This window comes from Dyadobacter sp. HNCC25DJ183 (genome assembly GCF_056895175.1).
Genome location: NZ_JBXHAP010000003.1, coordinates 296,510 through 315,676, shown reverse-complemented (window position 1 = coordinate 315,676; position 19,167 = coordinate 296,510). Strand labels below are relative to the sequence as shown.

The 19,167-nt window shown below is 48.4% G+C and carries 15 protein-coding genes; 3 read left to right on the top strand and 12 right to left on the bottom strand.

The window, feature by feature from the left end; translation table 11 throughout:
* Positions 1 to 11: 11 nt before the first annotated feature.
* From AC1XTG_RS08785 to AC1XTG_RS08775, 3 genes are all read right to left on the bottom strand, one after another.
* Positions 12 to 1,130, bottom strand: coding sequence for a DUF4932 domain-containing protein (locus AC1XTG_RS08785; protein WP_484841691.1), 1,119 nt, complete (start codon positions 1,128 to 1,130; stop codon positions 12 to 14).
* A 102-nt stretch (positions 1,131 to 1,232) separates the two neighbouring features.
* The gene (locus AC1XTG_RS08780; protein WP_484841690.1) at positions 1,233 to 2,321 is read right to left on the bottom strand and encodes a helix-turn-helix domain-containing protein; all 1,089 of its coding nucleotides are present in this window, start codon (positions 2,319 to 2,321) and stop codon (positions 1,233 to 1,235) included.
* A 36-nt stretch (positions 2,322 to 2,357) separates the two neighbouring features.
* Positions 2,358 to 6,194: a PVC-type heme-binding CxxCH protein gene (locus AC1XTG_RS08775; RefSeq protein ID WP_484841689.1), complete on the bottom strand. Its 3,837-nt coding sequence runs from the start codon at positions 6,192 to 6,194 to the stop codon at positions 2,358 to 2,360.
* A 111-nt stretch (positions 6,195 to 6,305) separates the two neighbouring features.
* Between AC1XTG_RS08775 and AC1XTG_RS08770 the strand changes: the two genes are divergently transcribed.
* On the top strand, positions 6,306 to 7,187 hold the full coding sequence (locus AC1XTG_RS08770; RefSeq protein ID WP_484841688.1) for a hypothetical protein: 882 nt from the start codon (positions 6,306 to 6,308) through the stop codon (positions 7,185 to 7,187).
* Positions 7,188 to 7,234: 47 nt separating this feature from the next.
* On the opposite strand, the gene AC1XTG_RS08765 is transcribed toward AC1XTG_RS08770, so the two are convergent.
* The 6 genes from AC1XTG_RS08765 to AC1XTG_RS08740 form a co-directional block, all read right to left on the bottom strand.
* Complete coding sequence (locus tag AC1XTG_RS08765; RefSeq protein ID WP_056289703.1) at positions 7,235 to 8,143, bottom strand: bestrophin family protein; 909 nt, start codon at positions 8,141 to 8,143, stop codon at positions 7,235 to 7,237.
* Positions 8,144 to 8,189: 46 nt separating this feature from the next.
* On the bottom strand, positions 8,190 to 8,651 hold the full coding sequence (locus tag AC1XTG_RS08760) for a hypothetical protein (protein ID WP_056289705.1): 462 nt from the start codon (positions 8,649 to 8,651) through the stop codon (positions 8,190 to 8,192).
* Between the two features lie 145 nt (positions 8,652 to 8,796).
* The gene (locus AC1XTG_RS08755) at positions 8,797 to 10,164 is read right to left on the bottom strand and encodes a sensor histidine kinase (RefSeq protein ID WP_056289707.1); all 1,368 of its coding nucleotides are present in this window, start codon (positions 10,162 to 10,164) and stop codon (positions 8,797 to 8,799) included.
* Positions 10,148 to 10,840: a response regulator transcription factor gene (locus AC1XTG_RS08750; protein ID WP_056289710.1), complete on the bottom strand. Its 693-nt coding sequence runs from the start codon at positions 10,838 to 10,840 to the stop codon at positions 10,148 to 10,150. The genes AC1XTG_RS08755 and AC1XTG_RS08750 overlap by 17 nt, the downstream gene beginning before the upstream one ends.
* A 181-nt stretch (positions 10,841 to 11,021) precedes the next feature.
* The gene (locus AC1XTG_RS08745) at positions 11,022 to 11,282 is read right to left on the bottom strand and encodes a hypothetical protein (RefSeq protein ID WP_056289713.1); all 261 of its coding nucleotides are present in this window, start codon (positions 11,280 to 11,282) and stop codon (positions 11,022 to 11,024) included.
* Between the two features lie 495 nt (positions 11,283 to 11,777).
* Positions 11,778 to 12,026 (bottom strand): transcriptional regulator, encoded by a 249-nt coding sequence (locus AC1XTG_RS08740; RefSeq protein WP_484841687.1) that lies wholly within the window; start codon positions 12,024 to 12,026, stop codon positions 11,778 to 11,780.
* A 117-nt stretch (positions 12,027 to 12,143) separates the two neighbouring features.
* Here AC1XTG_RS08740 and AC1XTG_RS08735 point away from each other — a divergent pair, with 117 nt between their 5' ends.
* A complete protein-coding gene (locus AC1XTG_RS08735; RefSeq protein WP_484841686.1) occupies positions 12,144 to 12,992 on the top strand; it encodes an aldo/keto reductase in 849 nt (282 codons plus the stop codon).
* Positions 12,993 to 13,061: 69 nt separating this feature from the next.
* On the opposite strand, the gene AC1XTG_RS08730 is transcribed toward AC1XTG_RS08735, so the two are convergent.
* The 3 genes from AC1XTG_RS08730 to AC1XTG_RS08720 form a co-directional block, all read right to left on the bottom strand.
* Positions 13,062 to 14,225, bottom strand: coding sequence for a Gfo/Idh/MocA family protein (locus tag AC1XTG_RS08730; RefSeq protein WP_484841685.1), 1,164 nt, complete (start codon positions 14,223 to 14,225; stop codon positions 13,062 to 13,064).
* Positions 14,226 to 14,328: 103 nt separating this feature from the next.
* A complete protein-coding gene (locus AC1XTG_RS08725) occupies positions 14,329 to 15,156 on the bottom strand; it encodes a DUF481 domain-containing protein (RefSeq protein ID WP_484841684.1) in 828 nt (275 codons plus the stop codon).
* Between the two features lie 49 nt (positions 15,157 to 15,205).
* The gene (locus tag AC1XTG_RS08720) at positions 15,206 to 15,655 is read right to left on the bottom strand and encodes an RpiB/LacA/LacB family sugar-phosphate isomerase (RefSeq protein WP_056289730.1); all 450 of its coding nucleotides are present in this window, start codon (positions 15,653 to 15,655) and stop codon (positions 15,206 to 15,208) included.
* 237 nt (positions 15,656 to 15,892) lie between these two features.
* On the opposite strand from AC1XTG_RS08720, the gene AC1XTG_RS08715 reads away from it, so the two are divergent.
* A complete protein-coding gene (locus AC1XTG_RS08715; RefSeq protein ID WP_484841683.1) occupies positions 15,893 to 19,165 on the top strand; it encodes a DEAD/DEAH box helicase in 3,273 nt (1,090 codons plus the stop codon).
* The last annotated feature ends 2 nt before the right edge of the window (positions 19,166 to 19,167 follow it).

Sequence of the window (19,167 nt, the reverse complement as noted above, 5' to 3'; positions counted from 1 at the left end):
TGGCAAAAAACCTACCGACGAGCCTCCTCCACCAGCCACTCCATCGCAAGCCTGACCGCGTCGGGATATGATCCCTCCTGCTTCGCATTATACGCTTCCAGCTCACGCAAAATCACCGGCAAATAAATGAACTTTCGATCTTGCACATAATGCTGCATCAGCCGCTCAGCATCGGCTTTCTTACCCAGATTCTTCGCTATTACGACTTCACCCGCCCGCACGAAATGCTCGTACAAACAGGCTTTCCAGGTGGTATAACCCTGATCGGCCATGCTGCTTTTAACGGGTACAAACAGCTTTTCAGCCGCCGTAATCAACTCTCCCGGCAGCTTGTCGATAATGGGGTTTACAAATGAATGCGCAAATTCGTGGGTGCTCAGCTCCTCCAAGTGTTTCTCATCATCAAACCCCATATTCAACTGCTGGTCATCTTCAAATCGCGGCGCAGCAAATGAGCCGAATACATTGAATGCATGCGACTTACCTTCCGAGATATAGCTCACACCAAAGCCCATTCCTGCGGGGATAGTCAAACTTGGTACGAGGTTATAGCTATCGAAGTGCCCCTGGTAAAACTTCTCCATAGCGGGAACAAACAAGCTATCAGGTAGCCCGCTCCGAACCTGCGCAAGCACATTATCGTATTTTAACCGGTTTTTGGTCAGATAAGAATCAAAGTCCACTTCTTTGTAAAGCTGGTTCATTGCTTCAATGAATGCAGCTGCATTTTTACTGGCTTCCTCCTTGTCTCCTTTCGCGGAAAACCTTTTATAGTACTTGAAATCGATGTCCTCATTCAACTTTGCATTCGGAAAATCGTCCAGCTGGACCAGCAGATTGATGAAGTAATCGAGCCAGATATCCTGCGCAAAACCGATTGCCACAGCCAAATGCGGACTTTTTTCATGCGCTTGGTACTGCCGGTACAGATCCAGTCCGTATGCATACCGGATTCGCCGTTTCTCAGGATAATCGCTGCTCGTGCGGGCATGTGCGCCTTCGTAGCCCAGAAAATACACGAAGCCGAGGAGTTCGGCATTCTTGTTGATTTTGACCTGAATCTGAGTGTTCCGGGCTGCTGCAAACGGAGCCCAACTGAGGGTTAACAGAAATAGAAGTTGCCTGTACATGGGGATAAATTGCTTGTGAGTAATGCAAGCAAAACAAGCCAATGGAACAAAGCAATGCGCTTTGAAACAGAAGTCCGGACGTCCGGGATCAGGATTCCGGACTTATTTATTGACAAGCAGGTACTCCGACGGCGCCTTGCCAGTATGCTGCCGGAACACCTGATTAAATGTAGATTTGGAACTGAAACCCGCTTCCAAAGCCAGCGCAAGCAATGTTTTATGCTGCTCTCCCGGGTCAGCCAGTTTCCGGATCACCTCTTCTACACGAAATGCATTGACGTAGTGATTGAAGTTGGAACTGTGGTGTGTGTTGATCAGATAAGACAGATACCGCGGCGGCAAATGCAGCTTTGCGGCCACCTCTTCCAGCGTGAGCTTTGACTGCATGTGCAATGCATCTTCGCGAAAAGCAGCTTCAAGCCGGCCCAGCTCCCGTGAGTCATTATAATGTGCGAAGACAGACTTATCAGTAGACTTTAATTTCACCAAAACCGGCAGCTGGTAGAAATGCGGATTGACATAACCTGCATAGCCCAATGCAAAAAGACAGCCGGTAAGCAAAGCCTCGATCGCAGCAAACACACGCAGGTTCAACCCCACTCCCGCTGTCCAGAGCAAGGTTAACGTTGTTAGAAAAGCAAACAGGCCGTAGATTCCGATTACCTGGGTAATACTCAAATCTTGCCCGCCCCGCTTCCATTCCTGTTGAAACCGAAATAATTTCAGGCCGTAGAACGAGAGCACAGCGAACATCCCGGCAATGGGCAGTATCTCGGTCACGAAAAACCAGGCCGGATTTTCAAGCAGCGAAGGAACGCGCTGATCAATATGCCGCCAGTAAAGCCGCCACGAGGTTAGTCCTATTACTTCAAGCAACGATGGCGTGAAAAGTAACCACGACCACCTGGGTGCACGATAAGCAGGCGCCGTTGTGTATTGTACAAAAAACCAGAGCGAAACGGGCAGCACAAGGTAACTCTGTAAATTCCAGAATGGAAAACTGTCAGGCCGGCTATGGTAATGTACCTGCATTCCCCAGGCATTGAGTATCTCCAATGCGAAGATGTACAGAATCAAACCTAGAAACAGGTTTGCCCGCTGCTGCGTAATACCTCGTACGATCAGCGACAAGCTCAGCACAATTCCTTGTCCGAATGCCAGCAAATAGACGATAGACTTCCAGTTTTCCATTCTGTTTTTACATTCTGCTACTCCTCCGCTGTACTGTTATTTTTTCGATAATGGCACTTGTGTACTTGTTTTCAGGTATGCGATCAGCTCTGTTACTTCTTTGTCACTCAGGTTGTCCAGCAATCCCGGTGGCATCATGGAAGCCTCGTTTACTTCCCGGGTTTGAATATCAGCCTTGTTTACAACCACTGCATCCTGCCCCACAACGCGCAGGGTTAGCTGGCGATCGGTTTCCTTGGCAACATTTCCGACGTAAGTACGGCCGTCGCGCATGGTTACTACTACCATTTTGTAATCATCCTGGATTTCGCCGCTCGGGTCGAGAATGTTACCGAGCAGGTAATCAAGGTTGGCCCGGTTGGAGCCGGTAAGCTCGGGACCAATCGCGCCGCCTTCGCCATACATTTTGTGACAAGGCGCGCAGGTGCGCTGAAAAACAAGCCGTCCTTCTGTTTTGCTGGCCGCAGAAACGGATTCATCGGTCAGCAGGTCTTTGTACTTTTTATAAGCTTTTTCATCAAATGCCACGTGGTCAATCGGCCCCCACACTTCCACAAAACCGCTGCCGACTACCCTGCGGAGCTGACGTGCTACATAAGTCGGAACATCTTTTTTCGGGATTGATTTATTGGCAATCGCCTGGGTAAGCAACCAGCCAGACTTGGGTCTGGAAGCAAGCGTTTGTATCGCCTCAGACTTTTCAGTGGCAGAGAATTTGGGATAGTTTTCGATCAAAGACTTAGCCAGCGGCTCACTTTCGAATGCAGCCACACTCCGGATCGCGTCGAGGCGTAATGCCGGGCTGCTCAATAATGCAGGTAATTCGGCGGCCAGCTCCGGGCGCTGTCGGGCAGTGAGTGATTGCAGCGCCTTCTGTTTTTGTTCAATGGGCGCGCTCTTGCTCTTTAAGGTAGCCAGGTCCGTCTTGGCGGCTTCGGTGTTGCCAAATTGCCGGTTGAGTTCCAATGCGAGCGCCGCTGTTGCTTTATCCGATTGCTTCAACTTGGCAAGAACAGCAGTCCAGTTAGCGGGCGTTTTGATATCGGTCCGGTCAGACAGCGCATCCTGCATTCCTTTCAACAGATCCATTCTATTCACAGGCGCTTTGCCGATCGCGGCCACCAGCGTTTCCACCTGATCTGCATCTACAGTCCGCCGGGCGATATACTCAGTAACCATCGGGATCTTCGATTTAGCCGACAACTCCAATGCTTTCGCAGGATTTTCCTTTACAAGCGGCTCTACACCAAACCAGATCATTTTAGGTAAATTATGATCTCCCGCATCCTCGCCGTGCGCAACAAGCCCGGTCGCTATTTTCCATTTCAAATCCGCATTGACGCGCTGCAATGCCGAAGCCAGGTACAATCTGACAACCGGTGAAGGATCTTTCTGCGCCATTTCAGCGAGCCTGGTACTTACCTCTTCGGCTGGCTGCCCGTTTTCACACAAAAACTGGATAGCCCAGGCGCGTACATACGCATCCTTATCCGCCAGCGCAGCAGTCAACTGCTTTCCGGGAAGTGCGTTTGTTACCTGCAATGCCCACATCGCCCGCAGCCTCTCGTCGGCAGAACCGTCTTTGTAAATTCCATTCAGCTTATCCAGGGCAGGCTGGGCAATGCTGCCTTTGCCAGCCCGGTTCTGCAAAATAACCCTCGCCCGTCGCGCGTGCCAGTCACTTTTGCTGGTCTGCAATGAAGCCAGTTCCAGGTCACTCATTTTAGTCAGATCGGTGTAGCGACCGGTGAAGTTTTCGGCCAGTGAATTTTTCGGGGTTATCCTGAAAATACGTCCGGTTTCTGAATTCAGAACGTCGGAACCGCAGATATCGGCATCGTGCCAGTCGAGCACATACATAGCGCCTTCCGGCCCGATTTCCATGCTGAAACCTACCCACTGCGCATTGTTGGCCATCATAAAATCATCTCCATGCTTGCCACTGAAGCCCGAGCCCTTGGGTATCAGTACGTCGGACAAAATGCCGTGCTCGTGAATGTTAGCCATGAATATTTTGCCCTTTTCGGATGCGGGGAATGCGTCCGACTGGTAAATGCGTGCGCCGCCGTGCGCCGAACGGTGACTGTGGTCGGCGATGGTTTTGATATCGTTATACACATAGGGATTGAAATGCTGCCCGCCCTGACGGTGGTAAATGCCGCCCGGTACCACGTGCCACAAATGCGGGATCACGCAAGCCGTGATAAAAAGCTGCCCTTTTGCATCATGATCGATCCCCCAGGGATTTGAAAAACCGTGCGCAACTACCTCAAACTTCTGCTTTGTAGGATGGTAACGCCACACGCCGCCATTGATCTCCTGCCCGTCTTCAACCGGGATATTTTCGGGAAATGGGTCTTTGTGCTTGTATAACTTGCCCTTTCCAACAGGTTTGCCCACTGTTGAAGGTGTTGCAAAGCCCTGCAAGCCGTACAGCCAGCCATCGGGTCCCCAATGGAAACTGTTTAATGTTTCGTGGCGGTCACGGATACCCCAGCCGGTCAGGCGTACTTCAATGTCATCCATATCTGCCTTGTCGTCGCCGTTTTTGTCAGGAATAAAAAGCAGGTTTGGCGGCGCGCCTACGAACACTCCATCGAAACCAACCGCCAATGCAGAAGGGAATGCAATACCTTCTGCAAAAACCTTCCGGGAGTCTGCTACCCCATCTTTGTCTGTATCTTCCAATATGAGAATCCGGCTGGTACCTGCATTTGAAAATCCTTTGCCGCGTGATTCGTAATCCTTGTTTTCAGCGATCCACATTCTACCTTTATCGTCCCAGCAAAAAGCCATGGGCTGCGTCATCATCGGTTCGGAGGCCCAGGCATTTACCTGGTAACCCTCTTTGATCGTCATCGCAGCGACAGCCTCCTGTGCACTGAGAAATTTAGCTTCCCTGCCTTCCTTTTGCGCCAGCGCCCACAGTGCAGTTGCATTGTAAAGGCCGTTATCTCCTACAAATTCTCCAAAAGTTTTATTCAGCTCCACATCATTGAGCTCACCGGTATAAATCACCAGCTCGTTCTTGATCGTCTCGGTTTCCCCTTTTTTAATATACCAATCTCCCTTCCGCGCCCGCGCCGGACCTGCGCCGAGCTGGTTATCTACCCGCCAGATGGTCGGATATCCTTTATTTTGCTTGTGATCCAAAACTGCAATGTGCGCCAGGTCGCTCCGGCCTTCTACCTGCATTGCAATGTCCACCCAATGCGCCGCCTGGCCTTCTGCCTTTTCGTTCTTCTGCCTTGCTGCATTCACTACCTCTCCTTTGATGCCTTCTTTCCAGGGCATACGCACAAACAGCCCGCCGTAATCGTATTTCCCGATCGTCACGTCAGTCTGGGCTTCGCCGTTCCATTCCAGGTCAAGCAGGTATTTGCCGTTTTTTTGCCGCATAGTCCAGTTTTGTGTTTCTGTCAGCACTGCAGTTCCGGTAGAATCAAGCAGGTTATAGACGGTCTGCCATTTTACTTCCGGACCTTTTGCTTCAATCACCTTTGCAGATACCTTTTTCCAGTAACCGTCTGCCGGATGGTGAAAATAGTCGCGGCCGTTTACGCGGGTATAACCCCAGTAGATGCCGGTCTGGTGTTTGTGGTGCCCGGGGCTGTATTCGGTGAGGATACCTTTTCCGTCAGGCGCCACAATGGGATGCAGGTAGGGACGAAAATCCGGCTTGGCATTCTGGGTTACCACCGGCTTACTTTCATTGCCCCGAAAAATCTGGATTGTTTCACCGTCAGCACTTTGCACTGCGCGGAGTGTCACTTCTGCAGGTAATTTTTCGGTGGGTTCGGGGTTTCTGAAATGATGATGGAGGTTTGCAAATAAAAAAACGAGGAAAAGGGTTGTAGAGTTAATGATATTCATAGAAAAATACTGATTTTAGTAAGCAGCTGGATCGGTTTTTAACAGCCTTCGAGTGCATTCTTAAGTAGGATATATCCAGAAGTTACTCCTGCTTTTTTCAAGTTCATCAGCATGACTTTTATCAAACTCATATTCCTGTTTGTCCTCATCATGATCATGCAGTACCGCGGCATTATCTACCGGACCAGCAAAAAAAGCGGGAAAGGTGACGAATTGACCGCGATAAGAGAGTCAATTCTTCCTAAAAGCGTGAATATGAACGGATCCTGGCGCATGTACGGCATGAACCAGCGTGACCCTTCTGTGATCGTCCCCGGTGAAGACGCGATGGAGAACACGCCATTCAGCGAGAAAGAACTGTTTATCTCTTTTTTCCCCGACGGTAACTTTACGCAGATCCGTGAAAGTGCGGATTACAATGTAGGCAAATGGTCTTACGACAGCAGTTCACAATCCGTGTTTCTTACCTCAGCCCGCATGACGCAGGAGGTGGGCGTGCAGTTTAAAATGGCGCAGGGCGGTGTCCGGGTAATGAATTTCAGCTTTAACCCCTCAGAGGGAATGCTGCTGATGGAGTTTGCGAAGAATGTCAAACCTTTTCGGGAAGATCCATTTTATCCCGAAAACAATCAGTGGCGGATCAAACCGGCTGCATCTGAAAACGATTCACAGATCCGCGCAAGATTGCGCAACAACCTACTGCATAATGCATTGATCCTGAAAGCAGCCAAGACCAGGGAACAGGATAATGTATCCTGGGAATTTTCGGAAGGTATCATCAGAATTTACAATCCAGGAATCGGCATTGTCAAACCTGACAAGGTACCGGCTTCCTGGATTGATGGTTTTTACTCGAAGGATGAAGCGATGAAGGCTTACCGGATGTTTGAGCAATATCTTAAATCCACCCGCCACAAAAGTTCCGGAAAAGGGAACTGGGTGGAACAGAATTACAACATCCTGTTCAATATATACGAAGGTCTCGGCAAGTGACAATATCAGAAGGCGCGCAGCTTGCCACGCGCCCCTGCGGAGGAGGTTTACAGAATGTAGAATTTATCGGGCTCGTAAGCCGAAGGTACCTGATCGTCGCGCATCATTTGTCTCAGATCGCGCTCAATGTTTCTTGAAATAGTCAAAACAGGAGTGTCAGTTGGCTTATTTTCAAATGGATCCTGTAAATGGATCGCCATTTTCTCAATTAAAAAGAAGCATGCAGTAATCACGATCAGCACCGGTACCATCAAAAATCCGAACAACTGAACCAGACCAAATGGCAGCAGCAAAATAAAGAAGTGGAGCGCCAGATGAATGTAAAGACTGTAAGTTGACGGGAAAACCGTGTTTTTGATCCGCTCGCATTTACCCATTGAGTCGCAAAGCTTCGTAAGCGTACCATCAATTTCTATCTGCTGATAAGGGTTTACCCAACCTTGCTTCAATGCATTTTTAAGATCGCGGGCGTGCAATTGGAGCAGACCTACGTGTTTGTTGTCGTAGTCTTTCACAAATTCATATTCCTCATCGGTCACAAATTTCCGGATCAATGGCATCGGATCATCTTTCCGCAGCCCCTTCCCCAGCGCATAACACCAGGCAATCTGCCTTTTGATCATCCGGTGTTTAAAACCGTCAATGCTCTCGGTTCCGTAAGGCTCTTCCATTAAATGAATGATCTGCCGGGCCAATGTACGCGAGTCGTTGACAATGGCGCCCCAGATAATCCGGGCTTCCCACCAGCGGTCGTAAGCCTGGTTGGAACGGAATGCCAGAAGCAGCGAGATAATTGTACCGAGCACAGTCGGTACCGTCATCGGAATGGAAATATTAGTGATATGAAAATTCTGGTACACGACCTCGATCGCTACCCCATACACTGTGACAAACAGGATTTCGTATTTTATTTTTCCGAAAATATAACGGATAGGGATATTCTTTTTGAGCAGCATAGTTTCGTCACTTTATCATGATCACAAATTCTTGTTGGAAGCAATATCACTGCATGCTGTTTGCGTGTGCAAAGGAGCCTACACTGATCAGATCAGCATTTACCATTGGAATGCCGCATTTTTTTAAAACAGGGAGCGCATCAAGACTGCTCTTGTTGAGTTTGGGGAAGCCGTATTTTGCAGAATAGGCAATGCAGTCTACTTCGTGGTATTCGAGGAAGTTCTTCAATCCGGCGATCTTGTTGCCGTAGAAAAAATCGATTTTGACACTTTGCAGCTTATCGGGATAGTCTTCTTTCAATGCACGACAGTCTGCCCAGAAGTCTTCGGAAACAAATTCATATTCTTTCTCCCGGTAACCTGAGAACAGCAGGTCCTGGATATCGTCGGCAACATGGAACAAGTGTGTAAACACCAGCTTCACATCTTCATTCAAATCTCTTGCAATTGTCTCAGCTACCTGGATACCCTCGTGTGTAAAGTCCGTCGGAATCATTACAGTTTTCATACAACTCTATCGGTTTGATTAACAATGATTTTGCTGATCTAAATCAGTGATACAATGTTACGGCAGAGTTATTAGGCTGTACTAAGAGCTACATTATAATACGGTGAGAGAGTTATTAGAAGGAAATAAGAATATTAAAACGGGATTAGAGCCCCTTATAACAGAACGGAAGATAGGTTTTAAAACGCGTTCCCTCACCTACTTTGCTCCACACTTCGGCTTTGCCCTGGTGCATCCGGATAATGTTGTGCGCAAGCGGAAGCCCGATCCCGTAGCCTTTGTAGCGTTCCGTGTTTGACGCTCGGAAAAAGGGAACAAAGATCTGCCCGATCTCGCGGTCAGGTATCCCGATACCCTGATCGGCTACTTCCACGATCACGTAGGTTTTGTCGTGACTGATCGAAACCTGGACCGGCCGGTTGTCTGAATACTTGCAGCTATTGAGCACGATATTGCTGAATGCAGCTTTCAAAAGTACCTTATTTCCATTGATCACAAGCTTTTGCTCCTCCTCGGGCAGGTTCTCAAAGTTGATGGAAACCTTATTGTCGGGGATAATTTTGTCCGCTGCTTCTTTGACAGAGAGGATCAGCTCGTCGACGCGCAATGCACCCCATTCTTCTTTTTTCCCGTCAAAACCGGTTTGAGCAAGACTTAGCATACTGCTCGTCAGGTGTTCAAGCTTTTCAGATTCCCGGTAAATATTCTCGAAAGACTGCCGCGCACCTTCCGAAAGTCCCGCCGTTGAAAGTCCGATCTCAGCCTCGGCGCTGATCACAGTCAGCGGGGTTTTAAATTCGTGCGAGGCATTGCTCACGAAATTATTCTGTATCTCAAATGTTACTTCCAGCCGGTCGAGCATATCGTTGAAAGTGCGCGCCAAATCCTGGATATCGTCGCCGCTGTCGTCTACGATCAGCCGCTGGTGCAGGTTGCGCGCATTGATCCCCTTTACATTGCGTACAATGCGCTGGATCGGCTTGAAGATCTGCGTTGAAAAGAGCTTTCCGAAAGTGAAAACAAAAATGAGTGAGATAAAGAAGCCGGTTACCAGCAGGTTTTTAAGATTATCCATTTCGGCCAGCCCGTATAGGTCCACCGCCGACGAAATCATGATTACTTTTCTATTACCACTCGTAATGTACCTGCCTACATAGGTGGTATCCTTTTCGAAGTACCGGGCTTCCTTTGTTCTGGCGAGCTCGTCGTAGAAAACCTGCGGCAATGGCAGCTTCTTCTTCACGCCTTCATCATTAAGTGACAACAGAATGCGGTGTTTTTCGAAAGGCAGGTCGCCCAGATGCCGCTCTTTAATATCGTAGTAGATCGGCTTTCGCGATTCATTTTCTTCCAACACAGCATGGCCGATGATATCAGACCTTACTTCAAGCCGGTGGAAAAAGCTGGCAGCGATACTCTCCGAGCCGAAAATGTAAACGAAAACGCTCAGGGCCAGGATAATGCTTGCCGAGAGTACCGTAAAGATGATGGCAATCTTATTTTGAATCTTCATAAGACTGGCGAATCACGTAGCCCATTCCGAAAACCGTGTGGATCAGCTTAACGTCGTGGTTTTTATCAATTTTCTTGCGCAGGTAATTGATATACACGTCTACTACATTGGTACCCAGATTGAAATTAATATCCCATACATTTTCAAGGATTTCAATGCGGTTCAATACACGGTTGGTATTGGAAAGCAGGTATTCGAGCAGGCGGAATTCGGTGGCGGTCAGGTCGATTGTGCCCGACCCTCTTTTGACAGTTTTGGTAACCTTGTCCAGCACCAGGTCGCCAATGCTCAGAATGCCGTCATTCCGCTCGGGTTCGCGGCCGCGGCGGGTCAAAGTGCGCAGCCTGGCTTCCAGTTCGGCCAGCTTAAAAGGCTTTGTCATATAATCATCAGCGCCTGCATCCAGCCCCGACACGATATTCTCCGTCGTTCCCAATGCAGTGAGCATCAAAATCGGTGTGGTGAACTGCGCGCTGCGGAGCCTTCTGCACACTTCCATGCCGTTAATGACAGGCACCATCAGATCCAGTATAACGATATCAAATGCATGTTGAAGCGCCATTTGCATACCCGACTGTCCATCCATTGCAACCGCAATCTCGTGCCCCGAAGCAGAAAGTCCACGCTGAATTACGGAGATTACGCCAGGATCGTCTTCAATAAGCAAAAGCTTCATCAGGGTTTTTATTTGTACATGAAACGTGTGAACCAGTTTTCAAGGTATGAAAAAACCGCATTCAAGCGACCGGGCCGCTATCTAATTTGACAAAACCGACATTTCGGGCACAAAAAAAGGGAAGAAATTTTCTTCCCTTTTTGCGTAAACCTTGCTGACCTTCTCGTGAAGGCCCGTTCAATTACTTAGCTGAATTGCTTTTTAATTGAAGCCCTACGATTGCCGCTTTCTGTGCAGCATTGTGCTTATTGGTGTCAATTGTCAATTTATCCTTCTGCGGAGCCGGGCTTTCCAGAACAGGAAGCGAAGCTGGCAATGCAGCAGATGATACGCCTACTTTGGTTTTCTCTTCTGCTATATATGTAGAATTATTCGCATTAGCGTAAGTAGCGATAGTCATAACCATCATGGCAGTAGCTATCATTGTTTTTGCATTTTTCATTGTTGCTATTATTTATTGGTTCTTGTTATCTGTCTCTCATTTGACAGTACAAATATACTACAATATTTCGCAAACAAGCGTTCAATGCATTTATCAACAAAACAATATTCTGTTCAAAACCTGAATTTACCTCCATTCACAAGCACAGAAATCAAGCATAAAAATGGTATTATTCAAATATGACTTTCATCAAAATCCATCTTATCAAGGATTTTGGCTCAAATAAGATTTGGCAGTGCAAGTAACCTTTGATAAGGGATTGTTAACCTTCCGTTCACATTGGAATACAATTTGGCATATGGATATTTTCGCCGAATTTTCTTCTGAATGGATTTTATCAACACGGTTTTTTCAGGCAAATTCCCGAAGTATGAAGGCTTTAAACGAAAAAAAATTTTGAATTAGCTTCAAAATTTTTTTCATAAATGATTAAACGGCTGACTTCAAGCTGCTTTTGTGCAGGTAGCGGCCGTGAAAAAGAAGAAAACAGCCGGCTTACATCGGCGTATTCGGCGTCTCGACCGAAGGTATATGGATGGTAATTCCGGAAATCTGGCAAAGTGCAAGGAATTCGGAGAGTGAAGGGATACCTCCCTTATTCAGAATATTATCTGCCGTTTCCTTCGCAATACCTGCTTCTTCCAGCGCCTGGTCCAGATCAAGGGCTTTTACCTCGATGATCTTCCTGATCTCGCCGACCAGTTCCTTTGCGCGTGCTTCGTAGATTGTGATATCCGTGTCCATTGCTCGTTGTTTTTTAGGCTAAAAGATTAAAACTATGCCACAGAGCGCAAACAAGCTGATTCTTTTTGGCGTAAGATTTGTTGGTACCTGTGAAACAAACACTAAATAAATCAGTCAATGAGCACCACAACACAAAATCCGGCTACGTTCCGCATTGGTGGAGAAATAGAAATTAACCGCCTGGGATACGGCGGAATGCAGCTTACCGGTCGCGGCGTATGGGGCGACGCACCCGACCGTGAAAATGCCAAGAAAGTATTGCAGGCCGCAGTAGAAGCCAGCGTCAACTTTATTGATACAGCAGATTCTTACGGTCCGCATACCAACGAGGTACTGATCGCCGAAGCGCTGCACCCCTACCCTCAAAACCTGCTGATTGCCACCAAAGGCGGACTGGAAAGAACAGGCCCGAACCAATGGCCGGTCAATGGCGATCCAAAGCACATCCGCGAAGCGATCGACGGAAGCTTGAAACGGCTGAAACTTGACGTAATCGATCTGTGGCAGCTGCATCGTTTTGATTCCAAATTCCCTGTTGAAGAAACACTCGCACCTGTTGTTGATGCGGTTAAAGCCGGCAAGATCAGGTTTGTGGGACTTTCGGAAGTGGATGTTGCGCAAATAGAACAGGCTGAAAAGGTGGTACCGATCGTTTCGGTCCAGAACCTTTATAACCTCGGCAACAGACAATGGGAAAGCGTACTGGACTATACCGTACAACGCGGAATGGCATTTATTCCGTGGTTCCCGCTGGCTTCCGGCCCGGATAAGATGAAGAACAAGATCGAGAAAATTGCAACTGCACACGGCGCTACCACTGCGCAGATCGCATTGGCGTGGCTCTTGAAGCGTGCCCCGAACATTCTGCTGATCCCCGGAACAAGCTCACTGACGCATTTGCAGGAAAACCTCAAAGCAAGCGAAATCGAGCTTTCGGAGGAAGATTTCAAAGCGCTTTCAGAATAGCATTTCCAGCTCAAAGAAAAACCCTGGCTCGTCAACGTGCCAGGGTTTTTCTTTACACAAAATCATCGATCAACTTACTGTCGCTACATTCTGCGCCTGCTTTTGGGCTTTCAATGCCAGCTCGGTTGCCAGGAAACAATGCTCCTGCGACATGGCGGTTTCAGTCCGGTTGAGCACATCATCTACCAGCTGCCGGCCGTAAGGGAGCTCTGTCTTGCTGCAATCCACATAGACCGTCTCCTTATTATTGACCAAAAACAGGTGGTTACCACCGTCACGGCCGCCTATATCTACGTTTTTACGTATCTCTATAAATCCTTCGGTTCCCAGCACTGTTAGCCGGCCGTCGCCCCAGGATTTCAGCCCGTCGGGCGTAAACCAGTCAACCCGGATATAACCTGCGCCGCCATTCCCTCTCAGCATAGCATCACCAAAATCCTCGAATTTCGGGTACTGCGGGTGATTCACATTGCCTACCTGCGAAGCAACAACTTCGGCTTTGGTTGAATTGGTGAAGAAAAGGAACTGGTCAAACTGGTGTGAAGCAATATCACATATAATGCCGCCGAAGCGCTTTTTATCAAAAAACCATTCAGGCCGCGTATTCGCATTCATCCGGTGCGGCCCCAGTCCGATCGTCTGCACAACTTTCCCGATCGCACCTTCTTTTATAAGCTCGCCCGCTTTAATGGTAGCGCGGTTTTCGAGCCGCTCGCTGTACATAATGGAGTAAATCCGCTTGGTATCCTTTTGAACCTTGCGCACCTGTGCAAGTTGTTCGAGACTGGTGATGCCGGGTTTGTCAACCATATAATCCTTTCCGCTTTTCATTACGCGGATACCCAGCGGCGCGCGTTCGTCGGGAATGCCCGAGCTCAGTATCAGCTGAATGCTTTTATCATCAAGGATCTCTGCCTCGCTCTTTGCCTGTTTGGCATTGGGGTACCTTTTGGCAAAAGCAGCGGCGAGGTCTTCTTCTTTGGCATAAAATGAGATCAGCTCGCCACCACCGCGGGTAACTGCCTCCACCTGGCCGTAAATGTGACCGTGGTTCATTCCGATCACCGAAAATTTAATCCTGGGCGGCATCATAACAGGTTCAGGTTGCGCATACTCCCTCGTTACGGGCTTGGCGATAAGGTTATCGGTCAATGCCGGAAGCAGCATCAAGCCGGCGGCCGAGTTGACAGAATTTTTGAGGAACTGGCGGCGGTTATCCTGTGGATCTTTCATGCTTGGGTTGAATGATGTGATGACGATAAAAGCACATTTTGTTCATATATAATGTACTCTCAACAACGACATCATATTTCCGCATTTCCCCCTACAAGTAAGCCTATTTGTTACCCACCGAAACACCGAACGTAATCCGTGAATCGTTGCGCTTCCTGGTTGCTTCAACTACACTTTCATAAGAGTTTTCAAAACTGGTACGCAGACTGATCCATTTATTGAGCGGCAATTCCACCGACACGATGGTATTCCACCGGAGGTTAGAAAGATCGTTCAATGCCGGTTGCAGGAAAGTAATATGGTTAATGCGCACTTTGTCCTGTGCAAATGAATGCTTCCCTTTCACGCGGAAAGAATTACGGATCGTTGTTACAGTTGGTATTTCAACAAAATTCGTCGATTCATATAAAACGGCATTGGTCAGGCTGAGGTCGTTTTTAGCCGTTTTAACCAGCCGGTATCCAATCCCCGCACCCGCCATTTGCCGGACATCAATGCGACGCAAATTGCTGTTTTCCAATACACCCAAACCAAAAACGTAAGTTTTCCGCTTTTTAAACACATCCACAAAAACGTCCACATAACCGTCACGCTCGGCCAGGATGCCGCTTTGTTTACCATATGTAAAGCGTGGATTGGACGCGACATTGATCACCGGTCCGCTGAAAATAAGCTCCGCCCGCAATACCATCAGGCTGCGGTTCACATTCCCTCTCGTAAAGTTACCGTCGCCGACAAACCGGTACCGGATCGTATCAATCAAAACCTGCCGCGGTCGCAGCGAAGTATCGGGCCGGGAGCCTGCAACGGAGTCGGCGGGCAGGATCTTGATTGCTTTGGAAGTAGAATCCTGCGCAATCGCCGGGGCAGAAAAGACAAGCAAAAGGAAAGCGGCAAGCTTCGCGAAATGGAGACGAGTCGAATTTTTCATTACCGCGACAGCGCAAAATAATAATGCCAAAACTGCACCAGTGCGCTGCCTAGCCGTTTTTTTCAAGGTCTTTGACTTTCGCAAGGCGACGATTATGTCTTTCCAAACCGGTGAACTCTGCATTCAAAAAAGCTTCGACCAGCTCCTGTGCTGCATTCACTCCGGTGACGCGGCCGCCCAGACAAAGCATATTGAGATCATCGTCCTCCACACCCTGATGCGCCGAAAAATGATCCTGGATCAATGCCGCGCGCACACCTGCGACCTTGTTGGCCACCACAGAAGCGCCTACCCCGCTGCCGCAAACGGCGATGCCCCGCTCTACCTCATTGCTTACGATCCCGCGCGCAAGGGGAACCACGAAGTCGGGATAATCATCCTGATTGTCAAGCGTAAATGCGCCATAATCTTTAATCGTGTATCCTTTGCCGGCCAGATAGGATTTTAGATGTTCTTTCAACTCGTACCCTCCGTGATCAGCTGCTATTCCGATTTCCATATTGGTTATTGTTAAGTAATAAATGCGTGGCAGGTGCCCCGGGCTCAATTTCGGTATTTCCGGCTAAAATCACCAGCGCCGGATTTCTTTTCGGCTTTTGACATTAGTTGGTTATTTTGCTTCATGATAAACAATGAGCCGTCGGAAACGGAGCGCCCGAGCCTGCATAATTTTATATTACCCAATTTTGATACCGGCAACTTTTCTGTCAGCCACATTCTGCAGAATTGTGCCACAATGCCAGACACTGGCAAAAGAGGCTATTTCGAGATCCAGCCAGCCGAAATCGATATTCATTATGCCAACTTCAAGCTGCAGGGACTCAGCGGCGAGCTCAACAAGGTCATTGTCAAACAGAATGCAAGCCTCATTCAGATTTACTGCGGCTGCGGCCAGCCCAAGAAAAAACTGTGTGAACACCAGGTTCAGATCCTCTATAACCTTTTACAACGCAAAGACTTACGCGTATTTTTTGATAAAACACTGCGAGTCGCGCGGATACGTGAAGTAGCCGTTGATTATGGTTTGGAAAACGAACCAGACCCGGATACCTACTTTCAGCTGACCTACACCAACCGCGAGTTGCAGATCAGGCCCAAACTTAAAGAGCTGGTTCCGGTAGACAGCCGCTCCGTGACATTGCTCGGAGAAAGCCTGCTGCCTTCCAATGCCAGTATGCTGCCGGATATCGAACAACGGCCACAAACCCGCCAGCTTGTCGTGATCGGTCACAATAAGTATTACGAAAACTTCTTCGCGGAACTGTATGAGGCAGCAACAACGCGCGACGGGAAGATCAAAAATCCCATTACGCCGCTGAGCCCGCTTGAACAAATATGGAAGACCGAGGATACGGAAACGGTTAAGTTCTTCACCGCCATTGCGGGATTTCAGAACAACTTTCGTAAAAAACAATTTGCAAGCGACGTTGCCGGCCTGCGGGCGATCCTTAAAAATCCGGTTCAGGCAGATTTCTGTTACCACAATCCCGAGGTATCCGAAAATATCAATGCAGCTTCGGTTGTTCCCGTCAAATTACAGCAGGTGCCCGTTGATTTGCAATTGAGGATCGACCAGAAGAAGCCATTTTACCAGATCTCAGGCGAGCTGATACTGGACGGAGTATACCTCGATCTTGAAAAAGTTGAGCTGCGGTTTGACTATTTTGTATTGCATATCCGCGAGCTGTACCTGATTGACCGGGAGGACATCCTGAAAACGATCCATTTCTTCAGACAACATAACCAGAAGATTTTCATACACGAATCCAAGTTCGAGGCGTTTCGGCTCGGGCTGCTGGACAAGCTCGAAAACAAGATCAAAATCACGTACTCTTACCTCAAAACCGCCACTGCACGCCAGCGGGAGGAAACAGGCTTCAACGAGCAGGTCAAAAAGCTCGTGTACCTGGAAGATTTCGGAAATTATGTACTGATTACGCCAGTCGTAAGATATGGGCAGACGGAGGTTCCATTGTTTTCAAAAAAGCAGATTTACTCTGTTGACAGTCACGGTAACCCATTTACGGTAGCGCGGGATAGTGACGAAGAGCTGAGGTTTATCAGTGCGATCGTCCGCCAACACCCCGATTTCGAGGACCAGCAAGGCAGGGATTTCTTTTATTTACACCGCGGTCAATTTCTGAACGAAAACTGGTTTCCCGATGCATTCGAAGAGTGGCAGAACCAGGGTATCGGCATTCTCGGGTTTAATGCATTGAGTAAAAACCGCCTGAACCTGAATAAGGCAAAGATATCTGTGAGCGTGGTGAGCGGGATCAACTGGTTTAACACCGTGGCTTCCATTAAGTTTGGCAAACAGCAGGTTACGCTCAAACACCTGCACAAAGCCGTGAAAAACCGCACCAGATATGTGGAGCTCGGCGAAGGTACCATGGGCATTCTGCCTGAGGACTGGCTGGCAAAATTCACCAAGTTCTTTGAAGTAGGAGAAATTGCAGAAGAGACGATCCGAATGCCGAAAAGCAGCTTTGTGGCGATCAGCGAGCTGTACGAAGCAGAAGTACTGACGCGGGAAGTGCGGGAGCAGATCGCCTTTTTCAAAACCAATCTCGCCGATTTTGAAACCATTGAACCTGTTGCCATTCCTGCGGGATTGAGGGCCAGCCTCCGTAAGTACCAGCACGAAGGACTTAACTGGCTCAATTTCCTTGACGAATTCGGCTTTGGCGGCTGTCTGGCCGACGATATGGGTTTAGGCAAGACAGTCCAGATCATCGCATTCCTATTATTACAAAAAGAAAAACGCGGTCAAAGTACAAGCCTGATCATCGTACCTACCTCCCTGATATTCAACTGGCAGGCCGAGGTGGAAAAGTTTGCACCAGGCTTAAAAATGCTGACCATTTACGGTGCAGACAGACAAAAGGAGATCCATGATTTCGAGCATTTCGACATTGTGCTTACCTCTTACGGAACACTGCTTTCGGATGTGAATTTTCTCAAAAAATTCATGTTCAACTACATTATTCTTGATGAATCGCAGGCAATCAAAAACCCCGAATCGCAAAGGTATAAGGCTGCCCGGCTGCTGCAATCGCGGAATAAGCTCGTGCTTACGGGTACGCCGGTGGAGAACAACACCTTCGATCTGTACGGACAGCTTTCATTCGCCTGTCCGGGGTTGCTGGGCAGTAAAACGCAGTTTAAAAACCATTTCTCTGCTCCGGTAGACAGGTTTAAAGACAACGAGCGCGCGCGTGAACTGGCGCGCCGGATCAATCCATTTATTCTCAGGCGGACCAAAAAACAGGTCGCCACGGAACTCCCTGATAAAACCGAGATCGTGCTTTACTGCGAAATGGGCGAAGAACAGAGGAAAGTGTACAATGCCTACGAACTTGAATTTTTCACCTTCCTGAATACCCGCAACGAAGTGGATATACCTCGGGAAACACTTCACATTTTGCAGGGACTGACGAAGCTGCGCCAGATATGTAACTCTCCCGCATTGCTCAATGATGACCTGTTTTATGGAACTGCCTCAGCGAAGATTGATGCATTGATGGAGCAGATAGAGAGCAAGTCGCCGCAGCACAAGATCCTTGTGTTCTCGCAATTTGTGACCATGCTCGACCTCATTAAAGCCGAATTGATCAGCAGGGGCATTGAATTTGAGTATCTTACCGGACAAACCCGCGATCGCGAAGCACGCGTCTTGAACTTTCAAAACAACAGCAATGTGCGTGTGTTCCTGATCAGCCTCAAAGCGGGCGGAACGGGCTTGAACCTGACAGAAGCGGATTATGTGTACCTCGTAGATCCCTGGTGGAACCCCGCCGTTGAAAATCAGGCGATCGACAGGAGCTACCGGATAGGGCAAAACAAGAACGTGATCGCCGTCCGCCTGATTTGTCCCGATACGATTGAAGAAAAGATCCTGGAACTACAAAAAACCAAGAAGGACCTTGCCAACGATTTGATCAAAACGGACAATTCGGTTCTAAAAACACTGTCTAAAAACGATCTGCTTAGCCTCGTATCGCATTGATT

What these genes read in the sequence shown, in the direction of transcription:
- AC1XTG_RS08785 (WP_484841691.1), bottom strand. Translation starts at nt 1,130, where the DNA reads ATGTACAGGCAACTTCTATTTCTGTTAACCCTCAGTTGGGCTCCGTTT.
- AC1XTG_RS08780 (WP_484841690.1), bottom strand. Translation starts at nt 2,321, where the DNA reads ATGGAAAACTGGAAGTCTATCGTCTATTTGCTGGCATTCGGACAAGGA.
- AC1XTG_RS08775 (WP_484841689.1), bottom strand. Translation starts at nt 6,194, where the DNA reads ATGAATATCATTAACTCTACAACCCTTTTCCTCGTTTTTTTATTTGCA.
- AC1XTG_RS08770 (WP_484841688.1), top strand. Translation starts at nt 6,306, where the DNA reads ATGACTTTTATCAAACTCATATTCCTGTTTGTCCTCATCATGATCATG.
- AC1XTG_RS08765 (WP_056289703.1), bottom strand. Translation starts at nt 8,143, where the DNA reads ATGCTGCTCAAAAAGAATATCCCTATCCGTTATATTTTCGGAAAAATA.
- AC1XTG_RS08760 (WP_056289705.1), bottom strand. Translation starts at nt 8,651, where the DNA reads ATGAAAACTGTAATGATTCCGACGGACTTTACACACGAGGGTATCCAG.
- AC1XTG_RS08755 (WP_056289707.1), bottom strand. Translation starts at nt 10,164, where the DNA reads ATGAAGATTCAAAATAAGATTGCCATCATCTTTACGGTACTCTCGGCA.
- AC1XTG_RS08750 (WP_056289710.1), bottom strand. Translation starts at nt 10,840, where the DNA reads ATGAAGCTTTTGCTTATTGAAGACGATCCTGGCGTAATCTCCGTAATT.
- AC1XTG_RS08745 (WP_056289713.1), bottom strand. Translation starts at nt 11,282, where the DNA reads ATGAAAAATGCAAAAACAATGATAGCTACTGCCATGATGGTTATGACT.
- AC1XTG_RS08740 (WP_484841687.1), bottom strand. Translation starts at nt 12,026, where the DNA reads ATGGACACGGATATCACAATCTACGAAGCACGCGCAAAGGAACTGGTC.
- AC1XTG_RS08735 (WP_484841686.1), top strand. Translation starts at nt 12,144, where the DNA reads ATGAGCACCACAACACAAAATCCGGCTACGTTCCGCATTGGTGGAGAA.
- AC1XTG_RS08730 (WP_484841685.1), bottom strand. Translation starts at nt 14,225, where the DNA reads ATGAAAGATCCACAGGATAACCGCCGCCAGTTCCTCAAAAATTCTGTC.
- AC1XTG_RS08725 (WP_484841684.1), bottom strand. Translation starts at nt 15,156, where the DNA reads ATGAAAAATTCGACTCGTCTCCATTTCGCGAAGCTTGCCGCTTTCCTT.
- AC1XTG_RS08720 (WP_056289730.1), bottom strand. Translation starts at nt 15,655, where the DNA reads ATGGAAATCGGAATAGCAGCTGATCACGGAGGGTACGAGTTGAAAGAA.
- AC1XTG_RS08715 (WP_484841683.1), top strand. Translation starts at nt 15,893, where the DNA reads ATGCCAGACACTGGCAAAAGAGGCTATTTCGAGATCCAGCCAGCCGAA.